12 protein-coding genes are annotated in these 17,513 nt (G+C 62.3%); 5 read left to right on the top strand and 7 right to left on the bottom strand.

Going from position 1 to position 17,513, the window contains the following annotated elements; genetic code table 11:
• Positions 1–29 precede the first annotated feature (29 nt).
• Positions 30–3,023: a PD-(D/E)XK nuclease family protein gene (locus tag Q5H89_RS02145; protein WP_305017644.1), complete on the bottom strand. Its 2,994-nt coding sequence runs from the start codon at positions 3,021–3,023 to the stop codon at positions 30–32.
• Positions 3,024–3,291: 268 nt separating this feature from the next.
• Here Q5H89_RS02145 and Q5H89_RS02140 point away from each other — a divergent pair, with 268 nt between their 5' ends.
• From Q5H89_RS02140 to Q5H89_RS02130, 3 genes are all read left to right on the top strand, one after another.
• Positions 3,292–3,489 (top strand): hypothetical protein, encoded by a 198-nt coding sequence (locus Q5H89_RS02140; protein WP_305017643.1) that lies wholly within the window; start codon positions 3,292–3,294, stop codon positions 3,487–3,489.
• A gap of 158 nt (positions 3,490–3,647) precedes the next feature.
• Positions 3,648–6,341, top strand: coding sequence for a PIG-L family deacetylase (locus Q5H89_RS02135; protein ID WP_305017642.1), 2,694 nt, complete (start codon positions 3,648–3,650; stop codon positions 6,339–6,341).
• Between the two features lie 306 nt (positions 6,342–6,647).
• A complete protein-coding gene (locus Q5H89_RS02130) occupies positions 6,648–8,024 on the top strand; it encodes an aspartate kinase (protein WP_305017641.1) in 1,377 nt (458 codons plus the stop codon).
• 180 nt (positions 8,025–8,204) lie between these two features.
• Here Q5H89_RS02130 and Q5H89_RS02125 read toward each other — a convergent pair whose 3' ends face one another.
• The 3 genes from Q5H89_RS02125 to serS form a co-directional block, all read right to left on the bottom strand.
• A complete protein-coding gene (locus Q5H89_RS02125) occupies positions 8,205–9,095 on the bottom strand; it encodes a DUF2911 domain-containing protein (protein ID WP_305017640.1) in 891 nt (296 codons plus the stop codon).
• Positions 9,096–9,208: 113 nt separating this feature from the next.
• On the bottom strand, positions 9,209–9,604 hold the full coding sequence (locus tag Q5H89_RS02120; RefSeq protein WP_305017639.1) for a hypothetical protein: 396 nt from the start codon (positions 9,602–9,604) through the stop codon (positions 9,209–9,211).
• Between the two features lie 270 nt (positions 9,605–9,874).
• Positions 9,875–11,179, bottom strand: a complete 1,305-nt coding sequence (serS, locus tag Q5H89_RS02115; protein ID WP_305017638.1) for a serine--tRNA ligase — start codon at positions 11,177–11,179, stop codon at positions 9,875–9,877.
• Positions 11,180–11,617: 438 nt separating this feature from the next.
• Here serS and rho point away from each other — a divergent pair, with 438 nt between their 5' ends.
• Both rho and Q5H89_RS02105 read left to right on the top strand, forming a co-directional pair.
• The gene (gene rho / locus Q5H89_RS02110) at positions 11,618–13,870 is read left to right on the top strand and encodes a transcription termination factor Rho (protein WP_305017637.1); all 2,253 of its coding nucleotides are present in this window, start codon (positions 11,618–11,620) and stop codon (positions 13,868–13,870) included.
• Positions 13,871–13,958: 88 nt separating this feature from the next.
• Positions 13,959–14,681, top strand: coding sequence for a GAF domain-containing protein (locus Q5H89_RS02105; RefSeq protein ID WP_305017636.1), 723 nt, complete (start codon positions 13,959–13,961; stop codon positions 14,679–14,681).
• Here Q5H89_RS02105 and Q5H89_RS02100 read toward each other — a convergent pair.
• From Q5H89_RS02100 to Q5H89_RS02090, 3 genes are all read right to left on the bottom strand, one after another.
• Complete coding sequence (locus tag Q5H89_RS02100) at positions 14,678–15,556, bottom strand: UbiA family prenyltransferase (protein ID WP_305017635.1); 879 nt, start codon at positions 15,554–15,556, stop codon at positions 14,678–14,680. The genes Q5H89_RS02105 and Q5H89_RS02100 overlap by 4 nt on opposite strands.
• Before the next feature lie 17 nt (positions 15,557–15,573).
• Entirely contained in the window at positions 15,574–16,416 is an 843-nt protein-coding gene (locus tag Q5H89_RS02095; RefSeq protein ID WP_305017634.1) for a class I SAM-dependent methyltransferase, read from the bottom strand.
• Positions 16,417–16,537: 121 nt separating this feature from the next.
• Complete coding sequence (locus tag Q5H89_RS02090) at positions 16,538–17,308, bottom strand: DUF4197 domain-containing protein (RefSeq protein ID WP_305017633.1); 771 nt, start codon at positions 17,306–17,308, stop codon at positions 16,538–16,540.
• Between the last annotated feature and the right edge of the window lie 205 nt (positions 17,309–17,513).

Raw genomic sequence — 17,513 nt, 5'->3', positions numbered from 1 at the left:
AGTAACGACCTGGCTGCCCCGCAAAAACCTTACCGCGCGCAGATGCCGCGGTAGGGGCAATACTCGCACTTGGCCAGGTCGTCGGTTTTGCGGATGGGCTCGGCGGGGTCCAGCATGCGCTGGGTCAAGCGCGAAATAAGCTCGGCGCTGGCTAGCAGGAAGTCGGGTTCGCCGGTGCCTTCGGTGATAAAGTCGAGCGGCGCCGAGAGTAGGCCCTCGTCGATTTTGCGCAGGCTCATAATAGCGGCCTCCGAGCCGGGCGGCGCGGGTTGGCTAGGGTCGCTTTCCAGCATGAAGCGGTAGAGCCAGAGCTGACGCACCTTGTCGGCGCCGCTGCTCGACTCCGTGAGCAGGCGCGCCACGGTATCGGCCGGGCTCAGGGGCTTCTGGGTGCCGCGCAGGTTTAGCTCGCGGCGCTCCACGAGGCCGGTTTTGTAGTCCACCACCCGCCGGCGGCCGTCGGGTAGCGCGTCGATGCGGTCGGCGCGGCCCAGGATGCGCACCGGCAGCTTGGTGGCCCGGCCCGGCAGGTCTACAAACACGGTCGCTACCATCGGCTTTTCCTGGGCCGCGATGCGCAGCGGCAGCACGCCCGGTTGGCTAGGCAGGCTTTCTAAGTACTTGCGAATGAGGCGCGTGGCCACCTGGCCCAGCACGTGGTTGAGGCCATCGTCGGGCCGGGCCTGGCGCTCGGCGCCCTCCTGGCGCAGCTGGCGGGTGACTTCGGCCGGCACTTTTTTGAGAATGTCGGGGAGGTCGGCGGCCGTGAGGTCGCGCTGCTCCAGCTCGAAGGGCTTCAGCAGCTGCTCCAGCGCATCGTGCACCACCGTGCCGAAGCCATCGGCCCCGAGCGCCTCCTCCACCTCGTCATTCTCCTGAAAGCGGGCTAGCCGCGAAAAGTAAAACTTGAGCGAGCAGCTGATAAACTCGTTCAGGGCCGAGGGCGAGAGGCCACGCTCGAGCACGCCGCGCAGGCCCGTGAGCATGGCCTCGTCTTTGTCCAGCACCAGGTCGCCGAGCAGCTCATCCTGGCTGGCCGGCAGCCCGGCGGGCACCTGCACTGTTTCGCTTTCCAGCACCAAATCTGGGTTTTGGGCGGCTAGGTCAAACTCAATCTGGCGCAAAAACCGGCTGCGCTCGCCGGTGCGCACGCCCTCGGCGCCGGGCAGCACGTGCACCAGGTCTACGCGGCCGGCGCGCTGCAAGAGCCGCCAAAAGTTGTAGGCCGCATTGGCCTCGGCGTCGGCGTAGGTGGGCAGCTTGTACTCGGCCAGCACATCGTAGGGGAAGAGCGACTGCTGGCGCTTGGGCGCAGGCAGCGTGTTCTCGTTGCAGCTCAGGATGATGACGTGGTCGAAGTCCAGGGCGCGGGTTTCGAGCAAACCCATTATCTGCACCTGGGCCAGCGGCTCGCCGGCGAAAGGCAGGCGCGTGCGCCGCATCTGGTCATACAGAAAGCGCCGGAACGAGCGCACGCTCAGGCGCTGCTCGCGGCAGTCGAAGGCTGTGTCGAGCTGCCGGATAAGCGTATAAAACAGGTACAGGTACTCGGCCTCGATGGCCGCGTGGTCGTGGGCATACACCTGCTTCAGCAAGTCAACGAGCGTGTAGCAGGCCCGGATGATATTGTCGCAATTATCCCAGGTCTTGAACAGCGCCTCAATGAGCGGGTGGCCGTGCCCGAGCCGCAGCAGGTCGGTGGCGGGCAGCAGCACCAGGTGCTTTTTCACAATCTCGCGGCAAATATTGTCGAGCAGGCCGTGGTACTGCGGCTCGCCGGCCTGGGCATCCTGCCACTGCTGGTAGCGCCGCAAAAAAGGGTGCGCCAGCAGCTTGCTCACGGCTAGGTGGTGGTACTTGGGCACGCCGTAGTCGCGCCCCGGCTCGCCCTCCCGGATGCCGGTAAGGTGCACCTCAAACAGCAAATCGACCAGGTTAAACAAGGCCGTGCTCTGGAAGCTCAGGCCCATCGTCACGTTGAAATCGGGCACCAGCTCGGCAGGCGGCAGGCCGTGCAGCACGGGCAGCAGCAGGGTTTCGTCGGGCAGCACCACGGCTACCGTGGCGGCGGGGTTGCGCAGGCGCGCCTCGGCCAGCAGCTGGCCAGCCAGCTTGCCCTGCATACTGGCATTGGCCACCCCTAGCAGCCGGATGTGGTGCGGCCGGCCGCGCAGGTGGTCCTGGTAGGTGAAGTCGTTGAGGGGCAGGTTCCAGGCTTTCCAGTAGCGGCGCAGGGCCTGGCCGGCGCGGTTGGGCGAGGTGTCTTCGAGGTAAAACGGGTCGCCGTCGAAGTACAAATCGGCCAGCCCCCGGCTGCGCAGCAGGCCGATAAACGTCTCCTCGGCCTTGCTCAGGCCGCCCAGGCCCACGAAGACGTGGCGCGCGGGCAGTGCCCGCTTCACGTCGGCCAACTCGCGGCGCAGGCCCTGCACGGCGCGCCGGTAGGCTAGCCCCGGGTAGGCAAGGTGCTCTTTTTTGAGGCGCGCCTTAAAGCGCAGGTACACCTTGTGCAGCTGCCCCCAGAAGCCAAAGTAGCGGTCGAGCCCGGTGGTTTTTTTCTCCGGGTCGAGCTGCCAGCGCTCCAGCGCCTTGGCCTCGGCCAGGTACTCGAAGATAGATTTGGTGTCGGCCAGGTGCTGGTCGAGGGTCGAAAAATCTTGCAGCAGCAGCCCGCCCCAGCCCACAAAGTGGTCGAACTGCAAATCGGGGTCGATGTGCTTGAAAATATCGAACAGCAAGAGCTGTAGCGCAATGGGCTCCTCTACCTGCACGCCGGCGCGCTCCACCATGTAGTCTTCCATGGCCGCAATGCGCGGGGCCCACAGCGCCTGGCCCTCGGGGGTGGCCAGGGCCAGCTCATTCTTGAGGTACACCACGGCGCGGCGCGTGGGCACTATCACCACAAGCTCCGAGAGGGCGTCCACGTCGTGGGTGGCCAGCAGTTCCTGCGCCACCTGGGCCAGGAAGGTGGGGCTAGTGGCGGGGGCCGCCACCGGCGCGGCCAGGCTAGGGGAGGGCAGCATAACTACCCAAAGATACGGCCCCCGCCCCCGGCCCAGCTTACTGGTGGATGGCCCGCGCCAGCCCGCTGGCCGCTCAGGAAGCCAGTAGGTGCGCTCAGTAAGCCAATAGGACCATTCGCATGAAATATTCAACTAAACCCACATGTTGGGTGGACATTTGGGACAAGCGGATAACTACTGGACCCATTATGGGACTACAGCCCCCAGCTTTTGTCCGAATGGCCGGCTAGCTATCGCGTTTTCACTCACTCTCCCTATACCTCCCGCTATGAAATATGTCACCACTCCACTGCTGACCGACAGCTGGGCCGAGGCCCGGCTGCTGGGCGGTGGCTGTGCCGGCTGCTGGGCAGCCGGCTACTGCGCCGCCTACTCGCCCACTAGTTTGCAGCCGCCGCTGGCCTGCCCGCTCACGCTGAGCGACGCCGACCGGCGCGGCAACCGGAAAACCCCGGCCCGCGACTAGTCGGTTGGTTCATCAGAAAGCCGTCGGTGTTGCGCCTAGCGCAGCATCGACGGCTTTTTTTGTGCCCCAAGGTGCCTGGCTGGAAGCTGCCTGGCGGGGCACGCGGCCGGCGGGGCAGGCTAGCCGGTAACTTCACGGCCTAAACTGGTTTGCTGTTTATGCCTTTTTCCTTACGCACCGCCGCCCGCCTCTGCCTGGCCCTGCTCATTACGCACTGCTCACTGCTCACTGCAAAAGCCCAGGCGCCCAAAACCTATACCTCGTCCGAGATTCTGCTAGGCCTCAAAAAGCTCAACGTGGTGGGCTCGGTGATGTACATCGCCGCCCACCCCGACGACGAGAATACCCGCCTGCTGGCCTACCTCGCCAACGGCCGCCAGCTCGAAACCAGCTACTTCAGCTGCACCCGCGGCGACGGTGGCCAGGACCTCATCGGTCCCGAGCTGCGCGAGCAGCTCGGCGTCATTCGCACCCAGGAGCTGCTGGCGGCGCGCCGTATCGACGGGGCGCACCAGTACTTCTCGCGGGCCAACGACTTCGGCTTCAGCAAGACCTCGGCCGAAACCTTCACCATCTGGGACAAGGAGCAGGTGCTCGCCGATATGGTGTGGGTTATCCGCCAGCGGCGGCCCGATGTGCTCATCACCCGCTTCCCGCCCGATGCCCGCGCCGGCCACGGCCACCACCAGGCAAGCGCCATCCTGGCCGCCGAAGCCTTCGACGCCGCCGGCGACCCCAAGCGCTTCCCCGAGCAGCTCCAATACGTGCAAGCCTGGCAGCCCAAGCGCCTGTACTGGAACACCGGCAGCTACTTCGTGAAGCCCGGCGAAAGCATGGCCGGCTACCTCACCCTCGACGCCGGCGGCTACAACCCGCTGCTGGGCCAGAGCTACGGCGAAATCGCGGCCCGCTCGCGCTCGCAGCACCGCAGCCAGGGCTTCGGCGCGGCCGCCCAGCGCGGCGAGGCCATCGAGTACTTCCAGTTCGTGAAAGGCACGCCCGCCAGAACCGATTTATTCGAAGGCATCGACCAGACGTGGAGCCGCGTGCCGGGCGGCGCGGCCATTGGCAAACTGGTAGACGAGGTGATTCGGAAGTATGACGCGAGCAACCCTAGCACCAGCGTGGCGGGGTTGTTAGGTGTGCAGAAAACTCTAGAGCAACTGTTGTCAAATGCTAACGCAAAAGATGCTGGGCTTCCAATTAATAAGCCTACCACAGCTGAGCAATTTTGGCTTTCTGAAAAGGATGAACTATTAGATGTCCTGATAAGGGCCGCATTAGGACTTTATGTTGAGGCGACAACTAACGTTGCAACAGTTGCTCCGGGACAGCCTATAGATGTGACTTACGAGATTGTAAGTCGGTCAAATGTGGCTGGGCAGCTAGCGGATATCCAAGGTTCTCCTAAAGCAGTGGGCGCAGATACCATTTTCCATACACCTCTTAAACTAGACAAGGCTTTGCGTATAAGCAGGCATCAATTTGTCCCGCTTTTCGTGCCGGAATCTCAGCCCTATTGGCTACGTGAAAAAGGTAGCGTCGGAATGTATGCTGTACCGGAAAAATTGCCAGCAGGCGTGCATTCGCACTTAGAGGATAAGGTAAGGTCATATACTCGTGCAGAATACTTGGCATTTAGACAGTCCCTTGAGTCTAAGCCTAATGATTTTCTAGAACGTCAATTTTTAATTGGCCGGCCTGAGAATCTACCTCCGCTTGAAGGATATCTAAGTATAAGTTTTGAAAATGGATTTTATACACGCTTAAGAATCCCCGTCCAATACAAGCACACCGACCCGGTCCTCGGCGAACTCTACCAACCGCTAGCCGTGGTGCCGCCGGTGATGGTGAATATTCCCGCCGCCCGCGCCTACGTCTTTGCCGACCAGCAGCCCAAGCAAGTGCCTGTGACGCTGCGCGCCGGCCAGGCCGGGGTGCAGGGCCAACTGGCCTTGCAGGTGCCCAGCGGCTGGCAGGCCGAGCCCGCCACCGTCGCCTTCACCCTCAAAAACAAGGACGACGAGCAGACCGTCAACTTCTCCCTGCGCCCCCTAGCCGGCGCGGCCGAGGGCAAAAGTGAGCTGCGCGCCGTGGCTACTATAGGCGCCGAGAAGTACAGCCGGGGCATTCAGCAGATAATCTACCCGCACATTCCGACCCAGACGCTCTTCCCCGAGGCCACCGCGCCGCTCGTGAAGCTGAATGTGGCCAGGGGCCACACCAAAACCATCGGCTACCTCATGGGCGCCGGCGACGAGGTGCCCGAAGCCCTGCGGCAGCTCGGCTACACCGTGACCCTCCTCGACCCTGCCACCGACCTCACCGCCGAGCGGCTGGCCCGCTACGACGCCGTGGTGCTCGGCGTGCGCGCCTACAACGTGCTCAATAAGCTTAAGACGCAGCAGCCCGCGCTGCTCAAATACGTCGAAAACGGCGGCACCATGCTGGTGCAGTACGTAGTGAACTACGGCACCGTGCTACCCCAGATTGGGCCCTATCCGCTAGCACTCTCCAGCGACCGCGTAACGGTCGAGAACACGCCCGTTACGTTTTTGAACCCCGGCGCCCCGGTGCTGAATGTTCCCAACAAGCTCACACCCGCCGACTTTGCCACCGGCTGGGTGCAGGAGCAAGGCCTATATTATCCGTCGAGTTGGGATGCGCATTATCAGCCCGTTATCGCCAGCCACGACCCCGGCGAAACCGATAAGCAGAGCGCCATTCTGGTGGCGCCGTATGGCAAGGGGCGCTACATCTACACCGGCTTGTCGCTGTTTCGCGAGCTGCCGGCCGGCGTGCCGGGCGCCTTCCGGGTGCTGGCTAACTTGGTCGAGTCGGGCGGGAAGTAGCGTGGAGTCTGTGAGTCCCCAAATGGGAGGGGCGAGCGGCTAGCTACCGCCGTGCCCTAGCGCCGGACCCCACCCCCCGGCCCCCTCCCCTTCGGGAGAGGGGGAGCCACAGCGGCACTGGCGTTAGCTTATTTTACTGATTCTGACTTTTACCTTGCAGGTCGTCTGTCTTCTTTTGGGCAAACGACCTGTTTCTTTTACTTAGCTAATGCCCTTTTTCAGACATCCGCGCCACCGTGGCTCCCCCTCTCCCAAAGGGGAGGGGGCCGGGGGGTGGGGTTCGGCGCCAGGGCAGCGCCCGCTACCATGCTCACAGTAGAAAAAATCGGCGGTACTTCCATGACCGCCTTCGCCGATGTCCTCCAGAACATCGTCTTCCACGGCCGCCAGGGCCAGGAGCTATACAACCGCATTTTCGTGGTCTCGGCCTACGCCGGCGTTACCAACTGGCTGCTGGAGAACAAGAAAACCGGCGCGCCCGGCGTGTACCACCGCATCACCGAGCACCAGGAGTTTCGGACCGCCTTGCAGGAAGTGGCCGACAAGCTCAAGGAGCTGAACAAGACCTACGCCCCGCTAGGCCTCGACCTGGCCGTGGCCGATGCCTTCATCCAGCAGCGCATCGACCAGGCCCAGGCCTACCTGGCCAGCCTCGTCAATGTGCTGGCCTCGGGCTACGTGAACAGCGCCAATATCCTGCAGGCGGCCCGCGAAATTCTGGCCAGCATCGGCGAGGCGCACTCGGCCTTCAACTCGGTCAATATCCTGCAAAACAAGGGCGTAAATGCCACGCTCATCGACCTCAGCGGCTTTGATGATGCGCGGGCGCTCACCATTGATGAGCGCATTCAGCAGGCTTTCGCGGGCATCGATTTTGCCGGTACTATCTGCATTGCCACCGGCTACACCAAGGGCACCGAGGGCATTATGCGCGAGTTCGACCGTGGGTATTCGGAGGTGACTTTCAGTAAGATAGCCGTGGCCGTGAAGCCGCAGGAGGCCATCATTCACAAAGAATACCACCTCTGCTCGGCCGACCCTATGATGGTGGGCGTGGACCAGTGCCACCCCGTGGGCTTCACCAACTACGACGTGGCCGACCAGCTCGCCGATGTGGGCATGGAAGCCATTCATCCCAAGGCCTCGAAGCCGCTGGAAATCAATGCCATCGACCTGCGTATCAAAAACACCTTCGAGCCCGAGCATCCCGGCACGCTCATCACCCGCGACTACGTGTCGCCCGAAAAGCACGTTGAAGTCATCACCGGCACCGATAAAGTCGTCATCATCGACATTTACGACCCACTCATGGTGGGCGCGGCCGGTTTCGACCTGCACCTCATGCAGGCCTTCGACGAGCTAGGGGTAAGCTACATCTTCAAGGCCACCAGCGCCAATAGTATCTCGCTCGTTATCTGGCAGAAAGACCTCAAGCCGCAGCTCGTAGCCACCTTGGAAGCCAAGTATGAGAAGGTGACCATCGAGCAGGTGTCGATGGTGTGCCTCATCGGCTCCAATATCGACCAGCTAGGCCTGCTGGCCCGCGCGGCCGTGGCGCTGGCCGAGGCCGGCATCAATATTTGCAGCGCCGGCTTTGCGCTGCGCAAGGTCAACATCCAGTTTATTCTGGCCCGCGAAGATTATAAGCCCGCCATTATTGCCCTGAACCAGGCAATGGGGTAGGAGGGCCAGGCTGTTTTTGTAAAAAAATCAGAACGTAGCAGTAGCCTGAAAAAGCACGTCATGCTGACGCAGGCAGCCGCTCGCTCGCAGTTGCTAGGGGTACTAACCTCCACGATGCGAGTGAGCGGCGGCCGGCGTCAGCATGACGTGCTGGTGGTAGCTGGCTTTGAGTAGGCTGGCTTACTTACCCATTTTCTTAGCCTCGGCTACCAGCTCGTCGCCCATTTTGGCGTAGTCGCCGTTGGGCGGGGTAGCGGCCAGGGCCAGTTTTTTCGACTGCTCGGCGGCGGCCACGGCGCCTTTATAGTCCTTCATCTTGAGGCGGATTTTGGCCTCCGTGTTCACGTTCCAGAATTTGGGGTCGGTGGCATTAGCCTTCTGAATCCAGGCCAGCGCCTGCTTCAGGTCCTTGTTGTTGTCGTAGTAATACACGGCGGCAGCGGCCAGGTCGCCGGCGGCGGGGCTGGCGTTTTTGACGACTTTCTCGTCAATCTGGGCCATCACCTTGCTGTCTACGTCGCTGGTGATTTTAAACTTGGCCCCCGTATTTTCCCAGTCCATCGCCACGTTGGCGGTCGCCGGCGTAAGGTCGGTGAAGGTGATGGTGAAGGTTTCGACCTTGCTAGCCAGCTTGTAGGGCTTGATGGTGAAGCGGGCTACGTCCTGGTCATCCTTAAAGCCGTCAACGTCAGCTCCTTGCTTGAGGCTTTTGTTGAGCACTACCGTCCACTCATTGGGGCGCGGCACGGTGTAGAGGCCGTACTCGCCGGCCGGCACCTTCACGCCCTCAATCAGCACATCGTCCGAAAACTTGATGCTGGTGGTGGCATTAGCCCCGGTGCGCCAGCGCTTGCCGTTGGCCACCACCGTTTTGTCGCCGCCAAAAATAGTGCGGCCCTTCACGCTGGGCCGCGAGTAGGTAATGGTAACATCGGTGAGGCCCACGCGCTGGGTTACCGTGCTTTTGGGGCTAGCCTGCGGGGTGGCAATCTGGGCCTGCGCGGTGGGGGCAGCCAGCAAAGTAGTCGTCAGCACCACGGCGGCGCCGAGGTGGGTGGCAAAATTCTTCATAATCAAGCAAACGAAAATAAGGCGGCACATACTTGCCGGGTCAAAAATAGCGCAGCCCGCCGGGTGGGCGGGCTGCGCGAAGAAAAGCGGCGGCTCAAAAGCCGTAGCAGCGGCTAGCGGCTGGCCAGCTGCTGCGCCTTGGCCACCACGGCGGCGCTGAGCGTTACGTAGGCCTGGCTCAGGGGCAGCGCCTTGATTGCCAATTTATAAGCCTGCTCGGCGGTAGCCCGGGCCCCGGGGTAGTCCTGCATTTGCAGGCGAATGCGCGCCTCCGTGTACAGGTTCCAGTAGGTAGGAGCCACGGTATTGGTTTCCTGCATCCAAGCCAGCGATTGCCGCAGGTCTTTGTGCGAGCTGTCGTAGAAAGAAGCCGTAGCCTCGGGGGCCGGCGGCTGGCTTAGCTGTAGCGCGATGCCCGGCGCATCGTCGGCGGGGCTGGCAAAAGCAACGTTGCCATCAGGCACAGCGGCTGTTTGGGCGAAGGCCGAGCTACCGGCAAAAAGCCCCATAGCCAGCGCTAGTAGGGAAGGGCGATAGAAGTCGAAGTTTATCATGTACAGCACGAATGATTAAGTTGACGATTCTAAACTACATTCATACGAACGATACTATTCAGCTTTTGGATTGTAAACCGTAAAAATTTATAAATTTTATAAAATAACTATACTCTGAGCCCCATTAAGGGCCAGAACAGCTATCCCAAATTTGGATAAAAAGAACAGGCCGCTTTTCTTAAATCAGAAAAGCGGCCTGTTAAATAAAAGAAAAATGCTAAAACGCTAGCCTATGGTATCGAAGCCGCAGTAGCTGTGCAGCACCTGCGGCAGCCGGATGCCGTCGGGCGTCTGGTTGTTTTCGAGCAGCGCGGCCACAATGCGCGGCAGGGCCAGCGCCGAGCCGTTGAGCGTGTGCAGCAGCTGGGTTTTGCCGCCCTCGCCCCGGTAGCGGCACTTGAGGCGGTTGGCCTGGAAGGTTTCAAAGTTGCTCACCGACGACACCTCCAGCCAGCGGCCCTGGGCGGCGCTCCACACCTCCAGGTCGTAGGTGAGGGCAGAGGTAAAGCCCATGTCGCCGCCGCACAGGCGCAGCACGCGGTAGGGCAGCTTCAGCAGCTGCAGCAGCTGCTCCACGTGCGCCACCATGGTTTCGTGGGCGGCGTAGGAGTTTTCGGGCTGCGTAATCTGCACAATCTCCACCTTATCGAACTGGTGCAGGCGGTTCAGCCCCCGCACGTCGGCACCCCACGAGCCGGCCTCGCGCCGGAAGCAGGGCGTGTAGCCGGTGTTGCGCACGGGCAGCTTGTCGGCCGGAATAATCTCGTCGCGGTACAGGTTGGTAATCGGCACCTCCGAGGTCGGGATGAGGTACAGGTTATCCTGGGCGTCGTGGTACATCTGGCCTTCTTTATCAGGCAGTTGGCCGGTGCCGTAGCCGCTAGCCTCGTTCACCAGGATGGGGGGCTGCACCTCGGTGTAGCCCGCGTCGCGCGCCTGGTCGAGAAAAAAGTTGACCAACGCCCGCTGCAAGCGCGCGCCCTGGCCCTTATACACCGGAAAGCCCGCGCCGGTAATTTTGATACCTAGCTCAAAGTCAATGATATCATACTTTTTTATCAGTTCCCAATGGGGGAGGGCACCGGCGGCCAGCTCGGGCTTGGTGCCGCCCTCGCGCACCACCTCGTTGTCGTCGGCCGAGCGGCCGGTGGGTACGCTTTCGTGCGGGATATTCGGGATTTTATACAGCAGCTGGGTTTGCTGCTGCTCGGCGGCAGCCAGCTCGTCGGCGTGCGCCTTAATCTGGGTTTTCAGCTCGGCCGTGCGCAGCTTTAGGGCATCCGCCTTTTCTTTATTTTCAGTAAAAGCATCTAATGTACGATTTTTAGACATTTGCATCAGCCCCCCAATCTGGCGGGCCAGCTCGTTGGCCTCGGCCTGGGCGGCGTCGTGCTGCGTTTGCAGGGCACGGCGGCGCTGGTCGAGGTCCAGGATGGCCTGCACATCAGCTTCGGCCGTTTTAAAATTGCGTTTGGCGAGGCCGGCCAGCACGCGGGCGGTCTGCTCTTTAAGAACGGAAATTTGCAGCATAATGCGGGCAAAGGTAGTTTTCTGCGGAAGAAGTTGGAATTGGGCCGGCCGCGGGAAGAATTATGGGCCGAATAATTATTCCCGCGGCCGGCCCAATTCTGGCTTCCTCCCCGCTGAACCTGTTGGCCGTTTGCCCGTAATGGCTTAATATTGCAGCAGCAAGCCGGCCCGCGGGGCCGGCCAGGCTAGCCTACCGGGCCAGCCTGCTGCGTGGCCGGCTCAATCAGGTTGCTTTTGGTGGAGCTGCCGGCTGCCTTTCTTACACCTCACTCATTTCCTGTTTATTGCCTGCCGCCTTGTTGGTTGTGTGGCGCTTAGGCGCTTCGTGTAGTTGGTTTTCGGCCTTTGGGCCGGGGCGGCTTCGTATGGCCTCGTTGCCAGCACCTTTCCGCAGCGCCTTGGGCTAGCCCGTTCTGATTTCCCCTCCCTATTTAGTTTATGTATACCCTCAATGAGCTGAAGGACCGGCTGCTGTCCGACCTCAAAGAAATTGCTGAGCAACTGAACGTTGGCAATTTTAAGCGCCTGAGCAAGCAGGATTTGATTTATAAAATCCTGGACCAGCAAGCCCTGTTGCCCGCCGACCAGCTACCGGGTAAAAAAGTGCCCGCGCCGGCAGTAGCTGCAGCCGAGCCTGCGCCCGCAGCCGAGGTGGCCCCCGTAGCGGCCGAAAGCGCCGCTGCCCCCGCCCGGGGCGCTAGGGGCGGCAGCGGCCGGCGGCGCCCTGCCACCGCCGCCGTAGCCGAGCAGCCCTTTACCGATGTAGCCGCGCCGGCACCCGCCGTAGCGGAGCCGGTTGCCCCTGTCTACCAAGAAGTTGTGGTGGAGGAAATTCCCCAGCCCACGCGCCTCGAACGGGTAGAAGCCGATGAGCAAGCCGTGGCTAGCGTATCGGTGGCCGCCGAAGAGGCTACTATGCCGCCCACCGAAACCAACCCCACCGCCGAAACGCACTCGGCCGGTGAAAGCGCCCCGGTGCGGCGCGAGCGCCGCGAGCGCGTAGACCGCGCCGGCCGCCCGCTGCCCCGCCGCGAGCCCGGCCAGGCGGCGGCCAGCCCCGAGGCGGCTACCGCTGATACGCAGCCCCTGGCCTCGTCCGACGCGGTTGCGGCTGCGCCCGAAGCAGCTACTGAAGCCGCCGCCGATGTAACCGCCGACCGCCGCGACAACCGCGAGTCGCGCTTCGAGCGCGACTCCCGCGACAACCGCGATAATGGCCAGCGCCTGGGCCGCAACGACCAGCCGCGCACCGAGTTTCGCGAAAACCGGGAGCCGCGCGAAGGCGGCACCAACCAGAATCAGAGCCGCTACAACAACGACCAGCCCCGCGAGGCGCGCCCCGTAAACGGCGCCGGCGCTACCGACCAGCCCCGCCTGAGCCGCGAAGAGCGCTACGCCCAGCGCGAAGCCCAGCGCCAGCAGCGCCGCGAAGAGCGCCAGCGCCAGGGCCTCGAAGGCCAGCCGGCCGGCGAGCAAGGTGCTGGCAGCCAGCCCGTAGCAGCAGCCAACAATACCCAGCAGAGCGACGGCCAGCGCCAGCCGCAGCAGCAGCGCCCGGCCCGCGCACCCGAACTCGACCTGGTGGTGCCCGGCTCGGGCACCATGGAGCTGATGCCCGACGGTGGCTACGGCTTCCTGCGCTCGCCTTACTACAATTACCTGTCCTCGCCCGACGACATTTATGTGTCGCCGCAGCAGGTGCGGCAGTTTGGCCTCAAGGCCGGCGACACGGTGAGCTGCACCATGCGCCCGCCCCGCGAAAATGAGAAGTATTTTGCCCTGGTGAACGTGGAAGGCATCAACGGCCGCACGGTGGAGGAAGTACGCGACCGCGTGCCATTCAGCCACTTAACGCCGCTTTTTGCCGATGAGAAACTCAAGCTCTCGACCAAGCCCACCCAGGTAAGCACCCGCGTGCTCGACCTGTTTGCGCCCATCGGCAAGGGCCAGCGCGGCCTCATCGTGGCCCAGCCCAAAACCGGCAAAACGGTGCTGTTGCAGGAAATTGCCAACGCAATTTCGGAAAACCACCCCGAGGTGTATCTCATTATCCTGCTGATAGATGAGCGCCCCGAGGAAGTGACCGACATGGCCCGCTCGGTGAAAGCCGAAGTGCTCAGCTCGACCTTCGATGAAACCGCCGACCGCCACGTGAAAATCGCGGAGCTAGCCCTCGACAAGGCCCGCCGCCTCGTGGAGTGCGGCCACGACGTGGTAATTCTGCTCGACTCCATCACCCGCCTGGCGCGGGCCTACAACACGGTGCAGCCCAGCAGCTCGCGCATCCTCTCGGGTGGTATCGACGCCGGGGCGCTGCAAAAGCCCAAGCGCTTCTTTGGCGCGGCCCGCAATATCGAAGGCCCTGGCTCGCTGACGATTATCGCTACGGCGCTCATCGAAACCGGCTCGAAGATGGACGAAGTTATCTTCGAGGAATTTAAGGGCACCGGCAACATGGAGCTGCAGCTAGACCGCAAGCTGGCCAACAAGCGCGTGTTCCCGGCCATCGACATTCCGGCTTCCGGCACCCGCCGCGAAGACCTGCTGATGAGCCGCGACGAGCTGAGCCGCGTGTGGGTGCTGCGCAAATTCATGACCGACATGAGCGCCACCGAGGCTATGGAATTCCTCAAGGACCGCATGAAAGGCACCAGGGACAACGAAGAATTCTTGCTGGCTATGAACGGCTAGCAACGAAATGCCTCTGAAAATGACGGGCCAAACGCTACCTTCGCAAGTGGGTAGCGTTTGGCCCGTTCTTCGTTTTATACACTTTCTGATGGCTGCCGTTCTTCCGATATCTGCCGCGCAAGAAGCGGCGCGTTTGCAAGCGCTACAACCGTACAAAGCGCTTGAGCACGCCCGGCATAATGTGTTCGAGCAAATAGCCCGCCTCACGGCCAAGCTCTTTGCCACGCCCATGGCGCAGGTTTCGCTGGTAGATGCCGACGAAGTGACTTACCCCGGCAACGTGGGCGACCCGCCGCTGGCCGACCGGCTAGCCCGCGAAAATAGCCTCTGCGCCGTGGCCGTGTACAGCCCGGGCACGACCACCGTTTTCCCCGATTTGCAGGCGAACCCCTGCCGCTGGCTAAGCGCCGAGGCCCAGAAAGACTTTGCCTTTTACGCCAGCCATCCCATCCAAACTACTGCCGGGCAGCCCATTGGCTCGCTGTGCGTGCTCGATAAGAAACCCCGCGAATTTACTGATAACGAGCAGCTTGTGTTGGCGCGCATGGCGGGCATTGCCATGCGCCTGCTCGACCTGGAACTAGTGGCCGCGCCCGAGCAGGCGCCGGCGCTGTGGGCGGCCATTCACGCGCGCATTGCCCTGTCGTTGCAGCGCATCGAAACCCTGACGGCCCTGGCCCGCTGGGAAGTATCGCCCGAAACGGCCACGGCGCTGGCCTACCAGGCCTCCATTCACGAGGAGCGGCTGCTGATAGTGCAGGACATTGAGTACGAGATATCGATGGCCTTTGCCCGGCTGGCAGCGACCTAGGCGCGCAGCAGCATCATGGCAATAAACGCCGCGCTCAGGCACACCGACGATACCTTGTTCATGCGCATCGTCCAGGTGAAATTGGCCAGCGCGGGGTTGCGCCAGGCCAGCCAGGCCCAGCGCGAAAACAGCGCTACCACCGGCCCGGTAGCCAGCAAAAAAATGCCCAGGCTGCGCAGCTCGCCGCGCTGCCAGTAGGTGAGGGCCATGAGCAGCGCCCCCGCCAGCAGCCCACCCGCCGCAAACCCAAACGTGCCCCGAATGCCGAGCCGCAGGCTCAGGGTGTGGTCGCCGCGCCGCGCATCTTCCTGATGCTGATAGATTTGGGTAAGTGGGTAGGAGCCGCACAAAAACAGCGTGCTTACCAGCGCCAATTGCAAATTAGTAGGTTCCAGTAGCTGCGCCGGGCTAGCCCCCACGCCCACCTGCGCCATACTAAACGTGAACGCCCCTTGGAAAACGACCACCACGGCCGTGCTCAGCAGCGGGTATTTTTTGAGCCGGATGCCCTCGTAGCTGTAGGCCCGCGACACCAGAATGTATACTACCACCATAGCGGCAAAGGGCCAGCCCAGCAGCAGCGAGGCTAGCAGGGCCAGCGTTTCGAACAGCCACACCAGGTGCAGCAGCTCGGGCGTGACGGGCGGCGGCGTTTCCAGGCCCCCGATGCTGCCCTCGTCGCGGTCGTAGTACGAGTTGTAGCCGTTGGAGGCCGGGTACACCAGCAGGTGCAGAATGGCGAACACCGCCGCCGCCCGCCCCCACTGAAAGGGCTCACGCAAGGCGCTGAGCCCAAACCAGAACACGGGCATTAGAAACAGTGAAAACGGCAGGCGCAGCAGCGCAAAAGCTCGGCGGTAGGCGGGCGGCAGCATGGGGCGAAGGTAGCAAGCTAGCCGGCCGGTGCCACGGGCCAGCCCACCAGATACGTAACGCGCGGGCCCCACCAGTGGCGCAGCTGCCCGGCCCGCCAGTAGTAGCACCCGCCCGGGTCGGCGCGGTGGGCCAGGGCCAGCAGCGCCTCGGGCGGATACATGCGGAGAATGGATACCGAGCCATCCCACATGGTAGCCAGCGGAATAATGGGCAGCAAATACGTGAAAAACAGCCGGCTAAGCCGAAACGGCCGAAAAAACGGCGTCAGCAGCAGCTGGGCCACCGGCAGCACCGTGAGGGCCAGCCCGATTTCAAGCCAGCTCTTGGCCGCGCCCTCAAACACGCCCACGCCCTGGCCGCTGGCCACGGCATTGCGCAGCAGCGCCTCGGCCTGCGGCGGCGCAAAGTGGTGGAAAGCCGAAAAAATAACCCGAAACCCGGCTAGCCCCGCTGGCACTGCCAGGGCATCGACGGGCGCGCAGTGACCCTTAATGGCGCCGTTGGTGCGCCGCGCCACGTCGGCCCAAGCGGCGGGCTGCGGGTAGAGGTCGGTGAGGGTGATGGTGGCGGTGGGCAGCCCCTGGGCGCGCAGGGCCGCCAGCACGGTTTCGGTGCCGCCGCCCGCGCCGGCGCCCAACTCCAGCAGGTGCGTTTGGTGGGTGTGGCGCAGGCCCTGGGCCAGCAGCGGGGCCACCGGCCGGTAGGTGCCCAGCCACGAAATCATAAACCGCAGGTAGTCCATCATCCCGGCCCGGATGACGGCCGGAAACCACGGCAGGTCTTCAAACTCGAATAAGTGCCGGCGTAGCTTCACAGCCGGCAAGTACGTTACTTCGCGCTTGAGGTACGCAAATGCCACAAAAAAACGTCTGTCATGCTGAGCTTGTCGCAGCATCTCTTCCGAACGACCCTAGCGGCGCGGGAGAGATGCTGCGACAAGCTCAGCATGACAGACGTTTTGGCTTCCTGAACCGGACAAGCTATTTACCGCCGATGCCGAATACCTTTTTCAGCAGCGAAGTGGTGCGGGCCACGGGGTTTTCCCGAATGTCGGCCTCCTCCTGCGCAATGAGGGTGAACAGGCCATCGATGGCCTTGCCGGTGGCATAGGCGTTGAGGTCGGTTTGCACCGGCGTCACGAGCGGCAGCTTGTTGTAGGTTGAGCTAAGCGAGGTGTAATACTTGGTAGCGTCCACCTTATCGAGGCTCTGCTGCATAATGGGCATGAACGCCGTGGTAAGCTGCGAGGTAGTAGTGCGCTTGAGGTACTGCGTGGCGGCGTCTTTCTGGCCGGTGAGGATGTTCCACACATCAGTGAACGTCAGCTGCTTAATGGCGTTGATAAAAATCGGCTTGGCGCTCTTGGCCGCATCCTCGGCGCCCCGGTTCAGCGACAGCTCAAACTTATCGACCTGGCTGCCCAGCCCGATGCTGCGCAGGGTGTTGGCCATTTTCTGGGCATCGGGCGGGAAGGGAATGCGGATGAGCTTGTTCAGGTTGAAGCCATCGGTTTGCGAAGCCTGGTCCGAGCCCTTCGAAATGCCCTGAATGAGCGCCTCCTTCAGGCCGTTGGCCGCCTCCGTGTTGGTAAGGCCGCTCACGGCCGTGGTGGTGGTCGTAGTCGTGGTAGTCGTGGTTTTTTTGGTAGGCAGCTTGAAGCCCCCGATGTTGGTGGGCAGGCTGAACTGGGCGTGAGCAGTAAAAGAAAGGCTAGCCAACACGGGCAGAACGAGAAGCAGACGTTTTTTCATGGCAAGCAAGAGCAATAAAGTACTGGAAGAAACAAGCCGAGTGGTAAAGTTCCGGCTTGTTTTCCGTAGGTAAGCCAAAGCTTGTGCCAAAAAAAGCTCGTCTGCTACCTGATTTTGCAAGCGTGCGTCGGCGAAATTGCCTCGCTCATCAGCCAGAAAAGGGAGTTGCAATGCCTTTTTGACTTGTTGGTAGATTGGCGCAGCC

The sequence above is a fragment of the Hymenobacter cheonanensis genome, from assembly GCF_030581075.1.
Lineage (GTDB): Bacteria > Bacteroidota > Bacteroidia > Cytophagales > Hymenobacteraceae > Hymenobacter.
The sequence above is the reverse complement of the archived record's forward strand: the minus strand, read 5'-3'. Positions and strand labels throughout refer to the sequence as shown.